The following is a 17,876-nucleotide window of genomic DNA, read 5'->3' on the forward strand; positions in this document are numbered from 1 at the left end:
ATCCTTACGTATCAGTTGTTAGCAGATGCCGTTGCAACCTCATAACGCTTGATCGTACCTAGCTTGTTATCAAAGCGTTCCGGATCAATGACCGTCAAGGTTACACTATGCGTAGACGCCTGCTGGCGCTGAGCATCAATCGTGAAATTGGATTTCACGCGACATTGATACAGTTCCGTTTGGTATCCCTGTACAGAACCGTCCTTTTGCTCAAAACGGCCATCATGAACCAGATGAACCGTCAATGGTAAATCCCTGCTCGAAATATCCAGAACATCCACCACTTCATTGCGTTTATAGTTGACATAGATGGCTACATCCTTCAAAGCCGCATTGAAAATCAGCTTGCCCCCTTCAACAAGATACTGCTCCTCGGTAGGGGTTCCGTTGGACAATTGTTTGAGAAGCTTGTTTCCTGTTAACGTACGCACTGAAATTTCAGGCGTGGTGTACAGCGAGGTGCCAAAGACAAGCTCTGCCTCACACTTCCCGTTCACTTCCTGAATCACGTGCTTCTCTTCCAGTTCCCACACAAATCCATCGTCATCCTGCTGAACTCCACTCAAAGCAACAGGATAAACAATCACTACTTTTTTCCCGGCCAAGGCTGTCTCGAATACTGCCTTATTACCTGTCACGGTAACTCCTGTGGTTACATCAGTGCCAGTAATCACATCCTCGTAGGCCTTAATAGCGGGGCTTGTCGCTGCGGCTTCTGTGAGCAGCACCTGGTATGGGGATTCCCCCGGAACCGTCACCGTTTCCGTTACCAGTCGGTAAGACGCTCCGCTAACACCTTCACGCAGCTTGGAACCGAGGACGAGACGGACCAGATTTAAGTCAAATTTGGCATCTTGTGCCGTAATATCAATCGTCTTTTTACGAAGCAAAGCATCCAAGGGCACACTGGAATCTCCACCCTCGATATCCTGCATATCAAGCTGGATGTCCAGAAGCATGTTGTTCAGTGTTCCGATCGTGATGAGTTCATCTCGATTCGGAATTTTAGCCATAAACTTGCCCGCGCCTTTAATCAACATTTTTTTGTTCTTCGTTATCCCCATCTTTAAAACCTCCAGTTTATTATTCCATTCCAATGGCATCCCGATTTTGAGCAAACCACCTTCCTGACGGTATCAATATAAGTGAAGCATTCGAGGTTTTAACTGTATCGGCGTACTTGATCCCCTTCATTTCCTACGTTTCTTCATACAGGGTCTGCAGCCCTTAATAGACGACCTTGGAATATGCTGCTGCCGGCTAGACGCTTCAACCTCATGAGGATAAACAAGACTCCCGGACTGATCTATTACTTTACCTGTGAGTTCGGCGATACAATGCAGGCACAGCAAGGCTTCTCCTGCCATTTTCTCCTGTGTAAAACTTTCTCTGGCCTTCTGCGTCACATAGCGAAATTTACATTGGGTACATAGGGTAAACTGCTTCATTCCCATGGCCTCCTTCTTGGCAAAAGTTTGATTAGACGAGCCACATACTTCAATATAAGCAACTGTAAGCTTCATTGAACAATTCATCTATACACAATTTCGAAAGCGATTACATAATTATGCAAAAAAAAGGAGGGGCGCCCCCAAGCCAATTATGGCTTGAGAGTCTGCCCCTCCTCTTCTATAAAGCGGAAGTTGCGCGCGATATACAAAACCGGTGTACCCGCCGCAGTCAGTACGAATTTCAGAATATAGGTCGTGAACAACAGCTCCAGCCATATTCCCCATGCATAACCGTAAAATGCAATACTACAGAAAATAAGCGTATCTATAAACGAGCTGATCATCGTGCTGCCATTGCCGCGAATCCAGAGCTGATGACGCTTCGGGAAAAATTTGCGAATCCAGGCGTACAGACGCACATCCAGCAATTGACTGACCGCATAGGCTGTCAAGCTGGCAAGCGCAAGTCTAGGCAGCAATCCGAACAGCTGTTGCATCGGCGTCTGGGCAAAATCCGTTGCAGTCGGCTGGAACAGCAGAACCATCTGCATCGTGATCGTCGTCATAATCAGTGTAAAAAAGCCAAACCACACAGCTTTGCGCGCCTCTTTAGGCCCGTATTTCTCATTCAGCAAATCACTGGCCATATACATGGAAACATACATCGTATTTCCCAAGGTTGTGGTAATGCCGAGCAGATCAATGGTTTTGGTAACCTGAATGTTGGCCAGTACAGTAGCAACACCGATCCAGGCGTACAATCCTTTTTTACCGAACAAACGATAGCATAACAAAAAGAACATAAAATTGACGAGGACAAAGGCTGCCCCCCATAACAGATTAAACATGAAATCCTCCTAGTTTTGATAGCGCGGGATGGTTGCGAACCGCGGTTCATCCGAAGCAAGCCGGAAAAACATTATTTTAATGTATCATAGATCAGGATTTGTGAACAGCTATAATTACATTGCGATAAAACCACAACAAAGAGCCGGCCTGATGGCCGACTCTGAACATTGAGGTGCACGATACGTTTTATTGTTTACTTAAGAGCGTGCCGTCGCATCTAAATCCAGACCACGGTCGTTGAACACGTCGTGATCATTCTCCTTGAGCACCTTGCCGGAAATGAGTCCTGCTGTAATCGAATCATTCACATTCAGCGCTGTACGTCCCATGTCAATCAACGGTTCGACTGAAATGAGCAGACCCGCCAAAGCCACTGGAAGATTCATCGTAGAAAGCACGATCAGGGAAGCGAAGGTGGCACCACCACCTACCCCGGCCACGCCAAACGAGCTGACCGTAACGACCAGAATGAGCGTGAGGATAAAATCCCAACTCGTCGGATCAATGCCCACGGTTGGAGCAATCATGACTGCCAGCATCGCCGGATAAATCCCTGCACAGCCGTTTTGCCCAATGGTCGCTCCCAAGGTCGCAGACAGATTCGCGATGCCGTCGGACACACCGAGCTTTTTCGTTTGTGTTTCAACATTTAACGGAATGGTCGCCGCGCTGGAACGGGAAGTAAAGGCAAAAACCAGTGTAGGCAATACCTTTTTCACATAGGTCACCGGATTGTAGCCGAACAAGGCCAGCAAAATAAGATGAATGACGAACATAACCAGCAAAGCCACATAGGAAGCGAGTACAAACTTGATCAGTTTCAAGATTTCATCCGGATTGGTCGTAGCTACAACTTTGGTGATCAATGCCAAAATGCCGTAAGGCGTCAATCTTAGCACCAGCGCCACAATCCGCATCACCACTGCGTATACGGCATCGATGAGTTTGCGGAAGGTTTGCGCCTGCTCCGGTTTTTTGCGATCCAGCCCAAGCACAGCCACCCCGATAAAGGCCGAGAAAATAACCACTGCCAGCGTCGAAGTACGACGCACGCCCGTCATATCCTCAAAAGGATTGGAAGGGATAAATTCCAGCACCTGCTGTGGAATGGTCATATCCTGAACCGTTCCAAGACGCTCTTCCATCTTCAGGCCCTGCGCCTGCTCCTTTTCCCCGCTTTGAATCTCAATCGCTTTTAGATCGAACGACAGACTGGTTACAATACTGACGGAAGCAGCAATAGCCGTTGTAATCAGCAGTACAGCAATAATGGACACGCTTATTTTGCCAAGGTTCTGTCTTCCCTTCAAATTCATAATAGCCGAAAAAATCGACACCATGATGAGCGGAATAACTACCATTTGCAGCAAACGGACATAACCATTGCCTGCAATGTTGAACCAATCAACCGATTTCGTAATCACCTCGGAACCGGAGCCATAGGCGTACTGAAGAATAGCCCCGTAGACCAGACCGAAGCCCAGACCGGCAAATACCCTTTTTGTAAAGGAGATATGCTTCTTCTGCATCCAGACCAACACGCCGAGTAGTGCAAGCAGCACGAGCACATTCAAAATAATAAAGAAGGTATCCATATATTTTTCCTCCAGACAGATGATGTTGTGTAAGATGACCCTCAAATCCGTTAATTACTATATCACAAAGCCAACTATTTTTGTAGGATTTTATTCCAATAAATGAATTGAAGCCAGCTCAGCTTCTTCGGGTTAAATTGAAAACGCAAAAAGACAAGCCTTCCTGTATCGAAGACTTGCCTTTTCTTGAATCCAACGCTTGATGTTCAGCTTTTACGTAAAGCCTTTTGTTGTCGTTAGACGATCACGGTATATAAAAGCTCCTGTTCCTTAATCACCTTATGCTGATTTCCAGCAGGCTCCAGCTCGCTAAACTGAGCTACATTCGTAACAATAACAGGTGTAATCGTTTCGTAGCCAGCCTTGCGGATTTCTACCAGATCAAACTCCAGCATGAGGTCGCCTACCTTCACTCGATCCCCCGCTTTCACATGAGCCGTAAAATGAAGGCCTTTCAGCTTAACCGTATCCATCCCAACATGTATGAGCATTTCAAGTCCTGAATCACTCACTAAACCTACGGCATGTCCACTTTTGGAAATAGAGAATACGGTGCCTTCAACTGGAGAAACAACGCGGCCTTCAGATGGCTCGATAGCCCACCCTCTGCCCATGATTTCTTGAGAAAATGCAGGGTCATTGACTTCGCTGAGCGGCTTAACTTCACCCATAATCGGGCTGTATACCGAAATTTTCTCGCCTTTCGGCAATGAAGCTACAGCAGATTGTGCTGCTTCGTCAGCAGTGGTGTCTCCAGCAGCATCTGTTGTTGTTTGTGGTGCTTCTTCGTTCTTTTCATCTGTAAAACCAATCAAATAGGTAACCACCGCAGCAACTACAAAAGCAATAATAAGACCCAGGATTGCGTACAAGAAAGTCGGTCCAATAAACATTGCCAGACCAGGCAAACCAACCAATCCACCCATAACATACGCTTTTGTACCAAACAAGCTCATGAAGCCCCCGCCGACGGCTCCGCCGATCAACGCTGCAGTAAATGGCTTTTTAAACCTCATGTTTACACCATACATTGCAGGCTCGGTTACACCCATAATAGCTGTCAAGCTCGTGGAGAAAGCCACTGTTTTAACTTTGTCATTTTTGGATTTCAAAAATACACCCAGTGCAGCCCCGGCCTGAGCCAGGTTAGCTGCGCCCATAATCGGAATCATGTAGTCAAAGCCCAACGTTGCAATCGAGCCAATCATAATCGGAACCAACGCATAGTGCATACCTGTCATGATGATCAGGGAGAAGGTACCACCAAGCAGCAGACCTGCAAGCGCACCTGTATTTTCAAACAGCCAGGAAATACCGCCCGACAGGCCATTCCCAATAATGGAGCCCAGTGGCCCTACTGCAATCAACGTCAAGGGTACAATAATCAATAGCGTCAGTGTCGGAACAACAAGCAGCTTCAGTGAGGCATGTGTATACTTATCAATGAATTTTTCAACGTAGGACGCCAGCCAGATCGCGATAACGATTGGGATAACGGTCGAAGAATAAGTGGCTGCCGTCACCGGCAGACCGATAAAGCTAACCTTCACATTGGATGCCAGCAAGGCCGTAATCGTCGGATGCAAAATAGAGGCACCTATCGCTGCTGCGATAAACAGATTGCTTCCCAGTTTTCTAGCAGCACTCACAGCCAGAATAATCGGCAGGAAGTAGAATGCACCGTCACCTATGGCCGCCAAAATCGTATAGGTCTGGCTTTTGTCGGACATCCAGTGCATAGCCACCAAGAGGGCAATAATCCCTTTGATCATACCTGCGCCGGTGATCGCCGGCAAAATCGGTGTAAACATACCAGCTATAAAGTCAAACAGACTGCTGATCGGGTTTTGCTTTTTCTTCGATACATCGCTTGCGCCTGCTTCACTTTGTGGCGCCTTGGACATGTTGCTTACCAACGATTTGTACACATTAGCTACATCATTACCAATAATGATCTGGAACTGGCCGCCGCTTTCCATGATTCCCATGACGCCATCCGTTTTTTGCAGCTGCTCCTTCTGAGCTTTCTTATCATCATGAAGGTTAAAGCGCAGGCGGGTCATGCAGTGAACTACCTGCTCAACATTTTCTTCACCACCGACCAGTGTAAGTATCTCTTTGGATAATTGATTTCGATCCATGAGGTGTTCCTCTTTTCTATTTAAGGTATATAACACGCGAATTTGCCAATAAAAAAAACCTGAATACAGAAAGCAGTCAGCTTTATAGAAAGCCAATCTTCTTTCAGCATTCAGGTTTTGCCTTCCGGTTAGAAGTAGCAATCCTAAATCCCTGATTATCGATACATCATTGATTTTTAACGATACGTTCGATATGAATGGTGAGATATAACATCTCATCCTGGGACAAACTTCGACTATAGATTTTAGTTGTATAATCCCTTATTTTCTCCGCACAGGCATAAGCATCCTTATATTGGACCTTAACCATATCATGAAGGGAATTGTCTGCATGTTGTACTGGGGTCCCGTTCATTACCCGTTGAGCGAAAAATTTGAGATGTGTAATAAAGCGGTAGTAGCTTAGCGACTCTTCATCCAGCTCCATCACAAAAAAGCGGCTTACAATATTCATAATGTCCTTGACGATGTTCGTCAGGGCAATCGTTTCACGCATTTCACTGTTGAGCTGTGCATTCACCAAATGCAGAGCGATAAACGCTCCTTCATCATCCGGAAGTGTAACTCCCAGCTTGTCCTGAATCATGTGTAGTGCTTTGGTCCCGATTGAGAATTCCTTGCGGTACATGCGTTTGATTTCCCAGTAAAGAGCATTTTTGATATCCATACCCAAACGATAACGCTCAATGGCAAAATGGATATGATCCGTCAGCGAAATATAGATGCTGTCATGCAACTGTACACCAAGTATCGTTTTGGCATATTGGATGATTTCATCAGAAATTTCAACGTATTCAATAGGGATATCAGACATCAGGCTCATCAGCTTGCGGGAAACCTCGGTGCTTTCAAGCTTGAAAATTTTCTCGATTTGCGCTTCATCGATCTCATCGCCTGTGCTTTTCTTAAAAGCAATTCCTCTCCCCATGATGACCAGTTCTTTCTGATGCTCATCAATCACCGTCACGACGTTATTATTCAGCACCTTTTCTATCTTCATTCCATCACCTTAAGCCACTTGGAGTAGTAAAAAAGGCAATACCAAAACTGACACTCAGTGCCTGCTTATGGTTTTGCCCGATATGCTCAGTAACAACCCACGATTGTGCAGTTTTGAAAAGCTGTCACCATAATATCACATAAAAACACAGCCTACAACATTTTTTTGTAAACACTTTCATGTGATTTCTGGCATGTGGTTTCCGGACGATTGGTGCACTTTAGCTGTTTATGTTCTTATCCACGAAGCCCATAAAATACGTAATTACGCCTGCACTAACAAACGAAATCAACATCCCCCAAATGGCATATGCCCATGTGGATCCGAGAATTAGTCCCAGGCTGGGCAGACCTGATACACCACCAATAGCAATTGACTTGGTTTCAAATAGAATCATAAAAGCGCCACCCAGCGCTCCTCCGATCAACACTGCAACAAAAGGCTTTTTCAAGCGCATGGTGACCCCATACATCGCTGGCTCAGTCACCCCCAGCAAGGCAAGCAGGCCTGTCCAAAAGGCCAGCGTTTTCACTTTGCCATTTTTGGATTTAAACAGCACACCAAATGCTGCACCCGCCTGAGCAAGGGCCGCTGCCACTACCACAGGGAATATTTGATCATAACCCAAGGCTGCAAGCGAGCTAACCATAATCGGAATCATGATATATTGCATGCCTGCAATAATCAGCACAGACATTATGCCCCCGAGCAACAGCCCTGCAAGCACTCCTGTATTGTCAAACAACCAGCCGAGTCCATCGGATATATGTTGGCCGAGATAAGTCCACAGCGGTCCAAAAGCGAACATCATCAAAGGTATAGTGATCACCAGTGTCAAAGTTGGGACAGCCATCAATTTAAGCCAAGAAGGGATATATCTGTCCAACCACTTCTCCACATACGATGCAATCCAGACAACAACAAGTATTAGTATTATGGAAGAAGCAGCTTGCGGCTCAATAACTGACAGACCAGCAAAACGGACCTCCTCACCCGACTGGAGCAAAGCTGTTAGTTGAGGATGGAATACGGATGCTCCGACGGCTGCCGCAACAAACATATTGCTGCCCAGCCTTCTTGTCGCACTTGCCGCCACAAAAATGGGCAGGAAATAAAATATCCCATCGCTGATGGCCAATAAAATAGTATACATCTGCGGATCAGACAACAAAAAGCCGAAGGACATTAAAACATATATAACTGCCTTGATCATTCCTGCTCCAATCATTGCCGGCAAGATCGGAGTGAATGCACCTGATATAAAATCAAACAGGCGACTTATCGGATTTCCTTCTGCGGCAGCTTTAGGGCTACCGGAAGTCGGCTCCTGTCTATCTTCTCCTTCTACCTGTGAAATTATTCTTTTGGAAAGTAGTTCCTGATTCATAGATGCCTTTTTCCCCTTTTATATGTATATTGAAGACCACACTCGAACTTACTAAAGCAAGCTTAAAAGAAGCTCTATAAAAAGTTCTATTCCTTATACTACTTATATTACTTCTTTTTTACAATAGTTTTTAAGAAGGAGCGAAATTACCCAAGACCATAGTTATATGTTTTTTGTTTGTTTTTGGGCAAATTTTACTATTCAACCGCTTGTTAATTAGGTAAAATAGGTCTATCCTACTTTTTAGTAAATCATGGATTACTTCCCTTTCTCATTCTTGTCTCTTGAATATAGCTGAAATATACATAGAACCCGAACATTTTCAGTTTCTTCTTCAAGCAAAGAAAGGAAAACAAGTAGATCATGGCATGTCCAGTATTGCAAATGGACAAGCAGACTACATCAAGCAGGGGAATTCGTCTGTTTTTTACTACCATTATGTGAGAGGAGATTTTTCATGAAGCGTTTTAATCGTTCCATTGGTGCAAGATTGCGAGTTATGTTTTTATTGATTCAAATCTTTGCATCCCTTCTGTTCAGCATCAGTTTCTATGCAGTATCCATGAATATCATTAATAATAGTGTCTTGCCTCAGGTAGATCAAATGCTGGAAACCGGAGCCAAAAATGTGTATCAGGATCTCAATATTTCTTTAGCTGTTCAGGCTGGGCAAGGAAGCGGTTCTGATTCAGGCTCCGTTATACAGATGGAATCTTATCTTCAGGAGAAGATCGATACCCTCAAGTTAGAATCGGCATATCTTGCGGTGGAGAAGGATGGCAAAGCCGAAATTGTCGCACGTAATGTCAAATCAGCCTATAAGATCAAGGATGCTCTCGTTCCTGTAGAGGATATTAAAAAGGCCAAACAAGGCGAGATGAATGTCAGTGAAATTTACAGCGACGCATACGGGGTACACAAAACCGCCTTCTTTGCTATATCGGGCAGTAATCTGATTCTTGGTGTGAACGAAGATGTCGGTTTTGTACAGGAAAAATCCCAACAAATTTTATGGATATGCATAGGTATTACCATCGCAACGCTCCTGTTGAGCGGAATTATTTCTACCCTCATCGTGCGTAATGTGGTGGGGCCCATTGCCGAATTGGTTCGTCATAGTGAAAAAATCGCTCAAGGAGACCTTTCACAGGAAGCGAAGGTTCATGGCGACAACGAAATTGCTCAGCTTGCCCGCAGCTTCCAATCCATGTCTTATAACCTCAAGGAGATGATCGGTCATGTGCTTTCTACATCCGGTGCGGTTGTAGAAGGCTCCAACGAGTTGCTTCGTCGAACTGAGGTTATGAGTGTTAAAGTGCAGGATTCAACAGTTGCTGCAGAGGAAGTGGCCAAGGGAAGTACCAGCATTGCTTCGGCTGCTGCCGAAAATGCACAAGCCATGGAGGAAATCGCTCAAGGAGTGCAGCATATTGCCTCCTCTGCCAATGATGTATCCGATCAAATCAGTGAAGCGACCCAGGAAACGGTTAACGGTAATACGCTCGCTCAAAATGCGGTAGCCCAAATGACACAGGTAGGACGAGCCGCCGATGAATCGCTGCGATACATTCATAGTATGAATGAGCGCTCCGAAGCCATTGGCAGCATCGTTTCAGCTATTTTCGATATTACGAAACAGATTCAAATGCTGTCCCTGAATGCCTCGATTGAGGCTGCACGTGCGGGTGAGCATGGCCGCGGCTTCGCCGTAGTAGCCGGAGAAGTACGCAAGCTCGCCGAGCAATCCAAGGAAGCAACACAGGAGATTTCCGACTATTTGGCTGCCATTCAGGAAGTATCGCAGCAATCCGTGGATTCCGTCACCCGAGTCAGTCGTGAAATTCATTCGGGCACGGAAATGGTTCAGCAAGCCAGTTCAGCCTTTAACCAGCTCAGCGAGCTTATGCAAGAAATCAATGCTACGATTCAAACGGTATCCGCAGCAACGGAACAAGTATCCGCCAGCTCGGAGGAGGTATCGGCATCCGTAGAGGAGACGGCCCTTATCGCTGCCAATGCACAGAACATGATCCAGGAAATCGGTTTAAATGCAGATGAGCAACTGAATGAAATGGAAAGTCACAGCGAAATAGTACGTCAACTAAGCAAGCAAGCGACTGAACTGCAAGCAGCCGTGCAAAAATTCAAAATTGTGTAAGCAGGCAACCTAAAAAGAGGTGTCTCTTAGTCATGAATACAATGGCTATAGAGATACCTCTTTATTTTTTTAAGCATATTCTTTGGAGCACCTATAGCGTCTAAGAGTTCATCCCCATAATGCGATAAATTTGATCCATATCCAAATGAGCCCGTACCACCTCTGCAACACGGTCAAACTCCTGTTCCTTGGCTTCACGCACGGTGAAGGTGCTATCAAGCGGTGTCAAGCCCTTGGCCTGTCTCAACCCATCCAGCCAGGAACGACGAAAACGGTCATTATCAAACACACCATGCAAATAGGTTCCCCATACTTTACCATCTGTCGTACCCCAGCCTTCCTCAAAGCCTGTTCCATCCCCACGCCGGATATGGAATAGCGAACGCATTTTCTCCATACCTGAAGTTCCCTCTGTAGACGATAGCGGTCCCGTAACACATTCTGTAACACCCATATGTATTTCATAGCCTTCAATATTGGGCTTGGGATCAAACGCCGAATCAGATGCAGTGCTTAGCAACAGCGGGCAATGAATAGACAGGGTTCCTTGTACGCGCACGGTTTGTTTTTCCTTTAAAAAGGTCGTGGATAAAGCCAGCCACCCCAAGCCTCTGGCCTGCTGTGGCAACCCGGATTCTACTGCTTGGGGATCATATAAAGCCGTGCCCAGCATCTGATAGCCTCCACAAATACCGACCAGCTGCGTGCGTCCTGCCTTCATGGCCTGTCTTATGTCTTCCTCCAGACCTCTTGCGCGCAATTCAAGCAGATCGCCGATCGTGTCTTTGGTCCCGGGTAAAATAATGGCGTCCGGCACGCCCAATTCTCCGGCTTCCGTGACATAACGTACGCTCACATCAGGCTCAGCAGCCAAAGCATCCGTGTCCGTAAAATTGGAAATACGCGGATATCGAATGACCGCAATGTCCAGTTCCTTATCCTTTGCAGACAGCCGGGGCTTCTTGTCCAGTACCACGGAATCCTCTGCCTCAATGCGAATGTCCGGCAGATAAGGCAGTACACCGAGTACCGGAATACCGGTTCGTTTCTCCAGCCAGTCCAGTCCCGGTTGAAGCAGAGACAGATCGCCTCTAAATTTGTTAATAATGAATCCCCGGATACGCTGCACTTCATGCGGTTCCAGCAGCTCGATCGTTCCTACCAGCGAAGCGAAAACGCCGCCCCGGTCGATATCCGAAATAAGTAATACGGGAGCGTCCGCCCAGCCTGCAAGATTCATATTTACAATATCGCGATCCTTTAAATTAATCTCTGCCGGGCTGCCCGCCCCTTCCATAAGCACGATATCATAGGTATCACGCAGCCGATTCAGAGCATCCATGACCGTCTGCTTGGCTTTTGGCAAAAAGTCCTTCCGATAATCAGAGGCGCTCATATAGGCAAAAGGTACACCGTGTACAACAATTTGTGAGTGCATATCCTTGACTGGCTTAATCAAAATTGGATTCATATCGGTGGTCGCTTCAATACCGCAGGCCTCAGCCTGCACCCCCTGAGCGCGTCCAATTTCCTTGCCGTCCTCTGTGACATAAGAATTGAGCGCCATATTCTGTGACTTAAACGGTGCGGGATGATGGCCGTCCTGTACAAATATACGGCACAGGGCAGTCGTCACTACGCTTTTGCCCACATCCGATGCAGTTCCTTGAAGCATCAACACGGCTGCCGGGTTTGTGCAGGACGGTTCGAAAGTTGACAATGGACTCTTCCCCTTTAACGAATTCATTTTAAAACAGATCACAGCCCGTACAAAATTACAATAAGCAGCAATAAAACAGTCTCCAGCAATTCGTTCAAGGCTCCATAAATATCGCCCGTCAGCCCGCCCAAACGGCGGTTAATACGATTGGCCGTGAAGGTTCCAACACCGTAAGCCAACCAGGGCAGCAGCACAAAGCCTATCCAGATTGGAAGGTTCTCTGAATACAAAAGGAACGTCCGCAGATACGCTCCTGCCATTGACAAATTCCCGATGCCGCCTGTTCCTACGGGTAACGCTGCAAGAAAATACTGTCCTGCGGCCGCTCCCAGAGTCACCAGAACAGCCCAAAATACAGCCAATCCGACACGTCCACCGCTCATATCGGCAAAACGTGCTGCCAGTCCGTCATCGTTGCGTGCTTTGGGCCAGCGCTTCATCGCATGCACCATAAACCAGCGGCTCCAAACCATCGGAAGCAGCAGCAAGCCGGACAGATTCCCTTCATTCAGCGTGTTATCCAGTACAATATACAGTAAGGAAGCCTTAAGCATGAGCAGCAGCACACAAGCAATGACGCCCATTGCTCCTACACGGCTATCCTTCATAATCTCCAGCATCCGCTCACGGGATCGGTAGCTGAACAAAGCATCAGCCGCATCCATCCAGCCATCCAAATGCAGTCCACCCGTCAGCCAAACCCACACGACGAGCGTAAGAACCGCAGATGGCAACGGCGGCAGCACCAAAGAAACGAGCGCTGCAAAGCACCAGACGATGAGGCCAATCACTGCTCCAACCAGTGGATAATAGCTTGCACTATGCTTAAGCAATTCCGGGGAAAAGTCCAGCTCCGCCTTGACGGGAAGACGGGACAAAAATTGAAAGGCCGCAGCGACAGCTTGACGTTCGCGGCTCATAGCTTATATTCCAACTGTTTAAGTTCTATGGGAATGCCCGCCGTCACCAAAAATACTTCATCGCACAGACGGGCGATTCGCTGATTCATGATTCCGCCCAAATCCCGATACAGTCGTCCTAGCGGATATTCGGGCACGATCCCGTCACCGACCTCATTGGTTACGATGACGAGCGGGCCTGGATACTGCGCCACAGCTGCCGCCAATTCATCAATGGCGGCTCGGGACGCAGCCTCGCCGTCCTCGCCAGCGGCCAGCAGCACGTTCGACAGCCAGAGGGTCAGGCAGTCGACCAGCACCATAGGCGCGGGTGATGGCTGCGGTGCTCGGCTGGCGTGCAGGCTGACAGGCTGGCTGCCTTGCGCAGCCGACCTTGCCTCTACTTGTGCTATTTCAGGGAGGCCGCCAAGCCGCCGCAGCAGCTCCGGCAGTGCCTGCGCTTCCTCCAGCGTCTGCCAGTCATACCCGGCAGACTCGCGCTGGAACCGATGAAGGGCAATGCGCTCCTTCATCTCCGTGTCGTAGGCTTGTGCCGTGGCAATGTAGCAGGCGCGCGGCGCGCGCGTCATGCATAAGCGCTCGGCAAAGCCGCTTTTGCCGCTGCGTGCCCCGCCGGTCACGAGCGCCTTCATCGCTGCGCGGCTCCCTGACCGTCCGATACGCCAGCATCGGCAAAGGTCGCCATCTCGCGCATAATGCGGCACGCCGCATCAATCAGGTGCAGGCTCAGCGCCCCACCTGTGCCCTCCCCGAGCCGCATGTCCAAATGCAGCATGGGCTCCAGCTTGAGCTGGCGTAGCACCGCTGCGTGCCCGCGCTCGTCCGAGGCGTGCGAGGCGAGCATGTACGCCGCGCTTGCGGGCGCCAGAGCGCGCGCAGCGAGGGCAGCTGCGCCGGAAATAAAGCCGTCCAGCACGACTGGACAGCGATGTGCGGCTGCGCCGAGGATGACGCCCGCCAAGGCGGCAATCTCCAGACCGCCGACCTTGGTCAGCACGTCGAGCGCGTCATTTCCATCCGGCTGATTCACGTCCAATGCGCGGCAGACCACCGCTATTTTACGGGCAAGCCCAGCCGTATCTACCCCCGTGCCCCGGCCTACGATAACCTCCGGCTCCAGTCCGGTAAGGGCACATACGACCGCAGCACTGGCTGTCGTATTCCCGATGCCCAGCTCCCCGGTAACGAATAGCCGTGTGCCATCTTCGAACGCTTCGGCTACAGCTTCAGCTCCGGCCAAAATCGCCTGCTCCGCTTCCGTACGCAGCATGGCTGGCCCTTTGGCCATATTCGAAGTGCCCATGCGCACCTTGCGGCTCACCAAATCCGGGTGTGCGACATCCGCATTGACGCCAACATCTACAACCTTGACGTCTGCGCCCGCATGACGTGCAAGCACATTAATAGCAGCGCCTCCTGACAGCATGTTATACAGCATTTGCTGCGTAACCTCAGCCGGGAAGGCGCTGACCCCTTCTTCACATACACCGTGATCCGCAGCCATAACCATAACGGTCTTATGATTAAATTCTGGCTTGTCCACCCCTGTAATTCCTGCCAGCTGGATGGCCAGGCTTTCCAGCTTTCCAAGACTTCCCGGCGGCTTTGTTAATTGGTCCAGATGCTGTGATGCGGCCGAAGCCGCCACCTCATCCGGCGGGGTTATGCTATTAATCAGCTGACGCAGCTTTTCGCTCATACCTTCCACTCCCTGCTTCTTTTATAGTGTTATAAAATCTCCTACTCATCTACATGTATTACGAGCGCTTCTGCGCAGCAAAAGCTGCGGTACACCGCTGTCAGGATGAGGAAGCATCACAGGCTCAACACCGTATACACGGCGAATTCGCTCCTCGGTTAACAACTCCGCTGAGGCTCCCACCCCTTCAATCATTCCATCCTTGAGCACAAGCAAATCGTCGCAAAATTGGGCCGTCAAATTAAGATCATGCAGGACCGCAATGATCGTCACACCCGTTTCCTGCCTCCATTCTGCCAGCAGCTCCATAAATTCAAGCTGATAGCGCAGGTCCAGATAGGTCGTGGGCTCGTCCAGCAGCAATATTTGTGGCTCCTGCACCATCACCTTTGCCAAAGCTACACGCTGCCGCTGCCCCCCGCTCAGGCGATCCAATGCTCTGTCCGCCAGTGAGGCAAGGCCCAAACGCTCCAGCACGCGACCCGTGATAAAGCCAACATCCACCCCCTTTTCCCTGCCCAGCCAATCCTGATGAGGAAACCGTCCCATTTCTACAACTTCCCTGACGGTGTATCCTACGGGAGGAAGTCCCTCCTGCTGGAGTACGGCTACAAGTCGGGAAAGCTCTTTTCTGCTGTAGCTGCCGACCTTTTTACCATAGATATGAACACTGCCCGAGGTTGGCTGATCTACACCGGAAAGCAAATGCAGCAAGGTCGATTTTCCACTGCCGTTCGGACCAATAATCCCCCACCAAGACCCCTCATCTACGCTCCAGCTTATATTCTTCAACGCATGGAAATCTCCAAAAGCACGAGTCAGGCCAGCTACCTCTAATGCTCGAATATGCGTCTTCTGTGATTCACTTTGTTCTGTCACAGCAGTTCCCCCCTGCGCAGCTTTTTGTTCCGATACAGGAGGTACGCGAAGAACGGAGCACCGACGAAGGCCGTCATTACACCCAAAGGGATTTCTGTTGGAGCTAGCAGTGTGCGAGCCGCAGTGTCTGCCCAAGCCATAAAAATAGCTCCCCCCAGCGCGGATAGCGGAACAATCATCCGATAATCGGGACCTGTGACCAGACGGATGATATGCGGTACGACGAGTCCTACAAAACCAATGACTCCACATACCGAGACAGCAGCAGCGGTCAGCAGCGTGGATACGATCAGCACAGATAGCTTCGTGGCATCTACATGAACGCCCATATGAGCCGCCTGACGCTCACCCAAAGCCAGAATATTCAGCACCCGTGCCCGGTTCCACAGAAACACCAAGCCTATAACCACGTAAGGTAAAAGGATTCCCGTATACGACCAACCACGCAGACTAAGGCTCCCCATCGTCCAGTACAATATTTCATTGACCGTCTCCTTCGACATGGCTGTCAGGAAGGAAACAACCGCTCCCAGAAAAGATTGCATCACCACACCCGACAAAATGAGACTTTGTGTCGGAATCTTTCCACCTTCCCGTGCCAGCGTCAGCACCATCCACAGCGTCAGCATTCCGGTGAAAAACGCCACCAGCGGCAGCGTCCATATGCCAACAAAAGAAAACTGAAGCCCCCAATAAATCAGCACCGCCGCTCCTACCGAAGCACCCGAGGACACCCCAAGCGTGTACGGATCAGCCAACGGATTGCGCAGCACACCTTGAAATCCGGCTCCTGCCAGCGCAAGCGCAGCGCCTACCAGCATTCCGAGTAACACCCGTGGCAGTCTGACCTTCAAAATAATCTGTTCTGAGGACGTATTCCAATCCGGTGTAAACGTCTCACCTAACCCCGGTAGATGATTGATCAGAATACCTATGATTTGGCTGACCGGAAGCCTGGCTGAGCCCATGCCGAGACAGAGCAGCAGCGTCAACAGCAGCAAGACCAGACCTGTCCCTCCAAAGCCGATCAGTCTACGGTTCATTTGAAAATTTCAGGATACACGCCCTTGGCCACTTCCTTGAGACCTTCTGTCACGCGTGGACCCGGACGGCTGACCAAATTATCATCCACGGCAAAAACACGGTTATTGCGAACAGCCGAGATTTGATCCCATCCACTGCGGGCTTTGATGATCTCCCCGAGCGTTTGACCTGTTTTGTCATCCTTGACACTTTTGCTATACAAAATCACGTCTGGATTCGCAGCAATAATATTTTCCTCACTGATCTGGTACCAGCCCTTCTGCGTCGCACCTACATTTTCGCCGCCCGCCAGCGTAATCAGCTCGTCCATAAACTCACCCTTGCCAACCGTCCAGCCAGGTGAAAACTCAACGTACACTCGCAGCTTCTGCCCTTTGCCGATATTTTTAACACCGTTCTTCACTTCCGCTACGTCTGCTCTCATCTTGTCGGTCACCGTTCTTGCTTCCTTCTGATGATCGGTGATTTTCCCATATAATTCGATGTTGGCTATGACATCTTCAACTGTTTTGGGTTCAGTTTTAAAAATCATAATTCCCATGTCACGCAGCTTGGTCGTAGCCTGCTCGCTAAGAGATATCCCTGCAAAAACAACATCTGGATTCGCAGCAATGATCGCTTCTTCATTCGGCTTCATAATACCGCCCATTTTGGGCTTCTTCCCAGCCGCTTCCGGGTAATCGGAATAGTCGTCTACGCCGACAATTTCTTTATCCAGCCCGATAGCGAACAAAGCCTCGGTTTCTGCCGGGGAGACGGAAACGATTTTATCCGGCGCTTTTTTGAACGTAAACTCCTGCCCTGTTGCGTCCTTAATCGTTAACGGGTAAACCGTTTTGCCCGGAGGCTCTTGTGCAGTCGCTGTCTGTCCTGCCTGCTGCGAAGAAGCCTGATTCCCTTGATTTTCGGCGTTTTTTCCATTCGCGCCACATGCACTCAGTACAACCGCCAAGACTAAAGCCAATAAGCCTGCTGTCCAGACCTTTATTTTTTTCTCTGACATGATTTACACCCCTCCATAATAAATCGTAAG

At 48.9% G+C, this 17,876-nt stretch carries 15 protein-coding genes; 1 reads left to right on the forward strand and 14 read right to left on the reverse strand.

What is annotated here, in order from left to right; all coding sequences use genetic code 11:
• Nucleotides 1–11: 11 nt before the first annotated feature.
• The 7 genes from B4V02_RS18360 to B4V02_RS18390 all read right to left on the reverse strand — a co-directional run bounded on the left by B4V02_RS18360 (nt 12) and on the right by B4V02_RS18390 (nt 8,423).
• On the reverse strand, nt 12–1,064 hold the full coding sequence (locus tag B4V02_RS18360) for a hypothetical protein (RefSeq protein WP_094155871.1): 1,053 nt from the start codon (nt 1,062–1,064) through the stop codon (nt 12–14).
• Between the two features lie 126 nt (nt 1,065–1,190).
• Nucleotides 1,191–1,448 (reverse strand): hypothetical protein, encoded by a 258-nt coding sequence (locus tag B4V02_RS18365; protein WP_007429414.1) that lies wholly within the window; start codon nt 1,446–1,448, stop codon nt 1,191–1,193.
• Between the two features lie 152 nt (nt 1,449–1,600).
• On the reverse strand, nt 1,601–2,299 hold the full coding sequence (locus B4V02_RS18370) for a queuosine precursor transporter (RefSeq protein WP_094155872.1): 699 nt from the start codon (nt 2,297–2,299) through the stop codon (nt 1,601–1,603).
• A 198-nt stretch (nt 2,300–2,497) separates the two neighbouring features.
• Nucleotides 2,498–3,895, reverse strand: coding sequence for an L-cystine transporter (locus B4V02_RS18375; protein WP_094155873.1), 1,398 nt, complete (start codon nt 3,893–3,895; stop codon nt 2,498–2,500).
• 236 nt (nt 3,896–4,131) lie between these two features.
• Nucleotides 4,132–6,036, reverse strand: coding sequence for a beta-glucoside-specific PTS transporter subunit IIABC (locus B4V02_RS18380; RefSeq protein ID WP_094155874.1), 1,905 nt, complete (start codon nt 6,034–6,036; stop codon nt 4,132–4,134).
• A 166-nt stretch (nt 6,037–6,202) separates the two neighbouring features.
• Complete coding sequence (licT, locus tag B4V02_RS18385; RefSeq protein ID WP_094155875.1) at nt 6,203–7,036, reverse strand: BglG family transcription antiterminator LicT; 834 nt, start codon at nt 7,034–7,036, stop codon at nt 6,203–6,205.
• A 220-nt stretch (nt 7,037–7,256) separates the two neighbouring features.
• The gene (locus tag B4V02_RS18390) at nt 7,257–8,423 is read right to left on the reverse strand and encodes a PTS transporter subunit EIIC (RefSeq protein WP_094155876.1); all 1,167 of its coding nucleotides are present in this window, start codon (nt 8,421–8,423) and stop codon (nt 7,257–7,259) included.
• A gap of 457 nt (nt 8,424–8,880) precedes the next feature.
• On the opposite strand from B4V02_RS18390, the gene B4V02_RS18395 reads away from it, so the two are divergent.
• Nucleotides 8,881–10,581 carry a methyl-accepting chemotaxis protein gene (locus B4V02_RS18395; RefSeq protein WP_094155877.1) on the forward strand — a complete coding sequence of 567 codons (1,701 nt, stop codon included), beginning with the start codon at nt 8,881–8,883 and terminating at the stop codon, nt 10,579–10,581.
• 100 nt (nt 10,582–10,681) lie between these two features.
• On the opposite strand, the gene B4V02_RS18400 is transcribed toward B4V02_RS18395, so the two are convergent.
• Genes B4V02_RS18400 through B4V02_RS18430 form a run of 7 tightly spaced genes read right to left on the reverse strand, consistent with a single transcriptional unit; the run spans nt 10,682 to nt 17,846 of the window.
• Nucleotides 10,682–12,301 carry a cobyric acid synthase gene (locus B4V02_RS18400; protein ID WP_094155878.1) on the reverse strand — a complete coding sequence of 540 codons (1,620 nt, stop codon included), beginning with the start codon at nt 12,299–12,301 and terminating at the stop codon, nt 10,682–10,684.
• A 38-nt stretch (nt 12,302–12,339) separates the two neighbouring features.
• Nucleotides 12,340–13,221, reverse strand: coding sequence for an adenosylcobinamide-GDP ribazoletransferase (gene cobS / locus B4V02_RS18405; protein ID WP_094155879.1), 882 nt, complete (start codon nt 13,219–13,221; stop codon nt 12,340–12,342).
• Complete coding sequence (locus tag B4V02_RS18410) at nt 13,218–13,853, reverse strand: bifunctional adenosylcobinamide kinase/adenosylcobinamide-phosphate guanylyltransferase (RefSeq protein WP_094155880.1); 636 nt, start codon at nt 13,851–13,853, stop codon at nt 13,218–13,220. Before B4V02_RS18410 ends, cobS begins: the two co-directional genes overlap by 4 nt.
• Nucleotides 13,850–14,920, reverse strand: a complete 1,071-nt coding sequence (gene cobT / locus B4V02_RS18415) for a nicotinate-nucleotide--dimethylbenzimidazole phosphoribosyltransferase (RefSeq protein WP_094155881.1) — start codon at nt 14,918–14,920, stop codon at nt 13,850–13,852. Before cobT ends, B4V02_RS18410 begins: the two co-directional genes overlap by 4 nt.
• Nucleotides 14,921–14,965: 45 nt before the next feature.
• Nucleotides 14,966–15,799 carry an ABC transporter ATP-binding protein gene (locus tag B4V02_RS18420; protein WP_094155882.1) on the reverse strand — a complete coding sequence of 278 codons (834 nt, stop codon included), beginning with the start codon at nt 15,797–15,799 and terminating at the stop codon, nt 14,966–14,968.
• Nucleotides 15,796–16,842, reverse strand: coding sequence for a FecCD family ABC transporter permease (locus B4V02_RS18425; RefSeq protein ID WP_094155883.1), 1,047 nt, complete (start codon nt 16,840–16,842; stop codon nt 15,796–15,798). Before B4V02_RS18425 ends, B4V02_RS18420 begins: the two co-directional genes overlap by 4 nt.
• Nucleotides 16,839–17,846 carry an ABC transporter substrate-binding protein gene (locus B4V02_RS18430; RefSeq protein WP_094155884.1) on the reverse strand — a complete coding sequence of 336 codons (1,008 nt, stop codon included), beginning with the start codon at nt 17,844–17,846 and terminating at the stop codon, nt 16,839–16,841. The genes B4V02_RS18425 and B4V02_RS18430 overlap by 4 nt, the downstream gene beginning before the upstream one ends.
• Between the last annotated feature and the right edge of the window lie 30 nt (nt 17,847–17,876).

It is taken from the genome of Paenibacillus kribbensis (assembly GCF_002240415.1).
GTDB classification, from domain to species: Bacteria; Bacillota; Bacilli; order Paenibacillales; family Paenibacillaceae; genus Paenibacillus; species Paenibacillus kribbensis.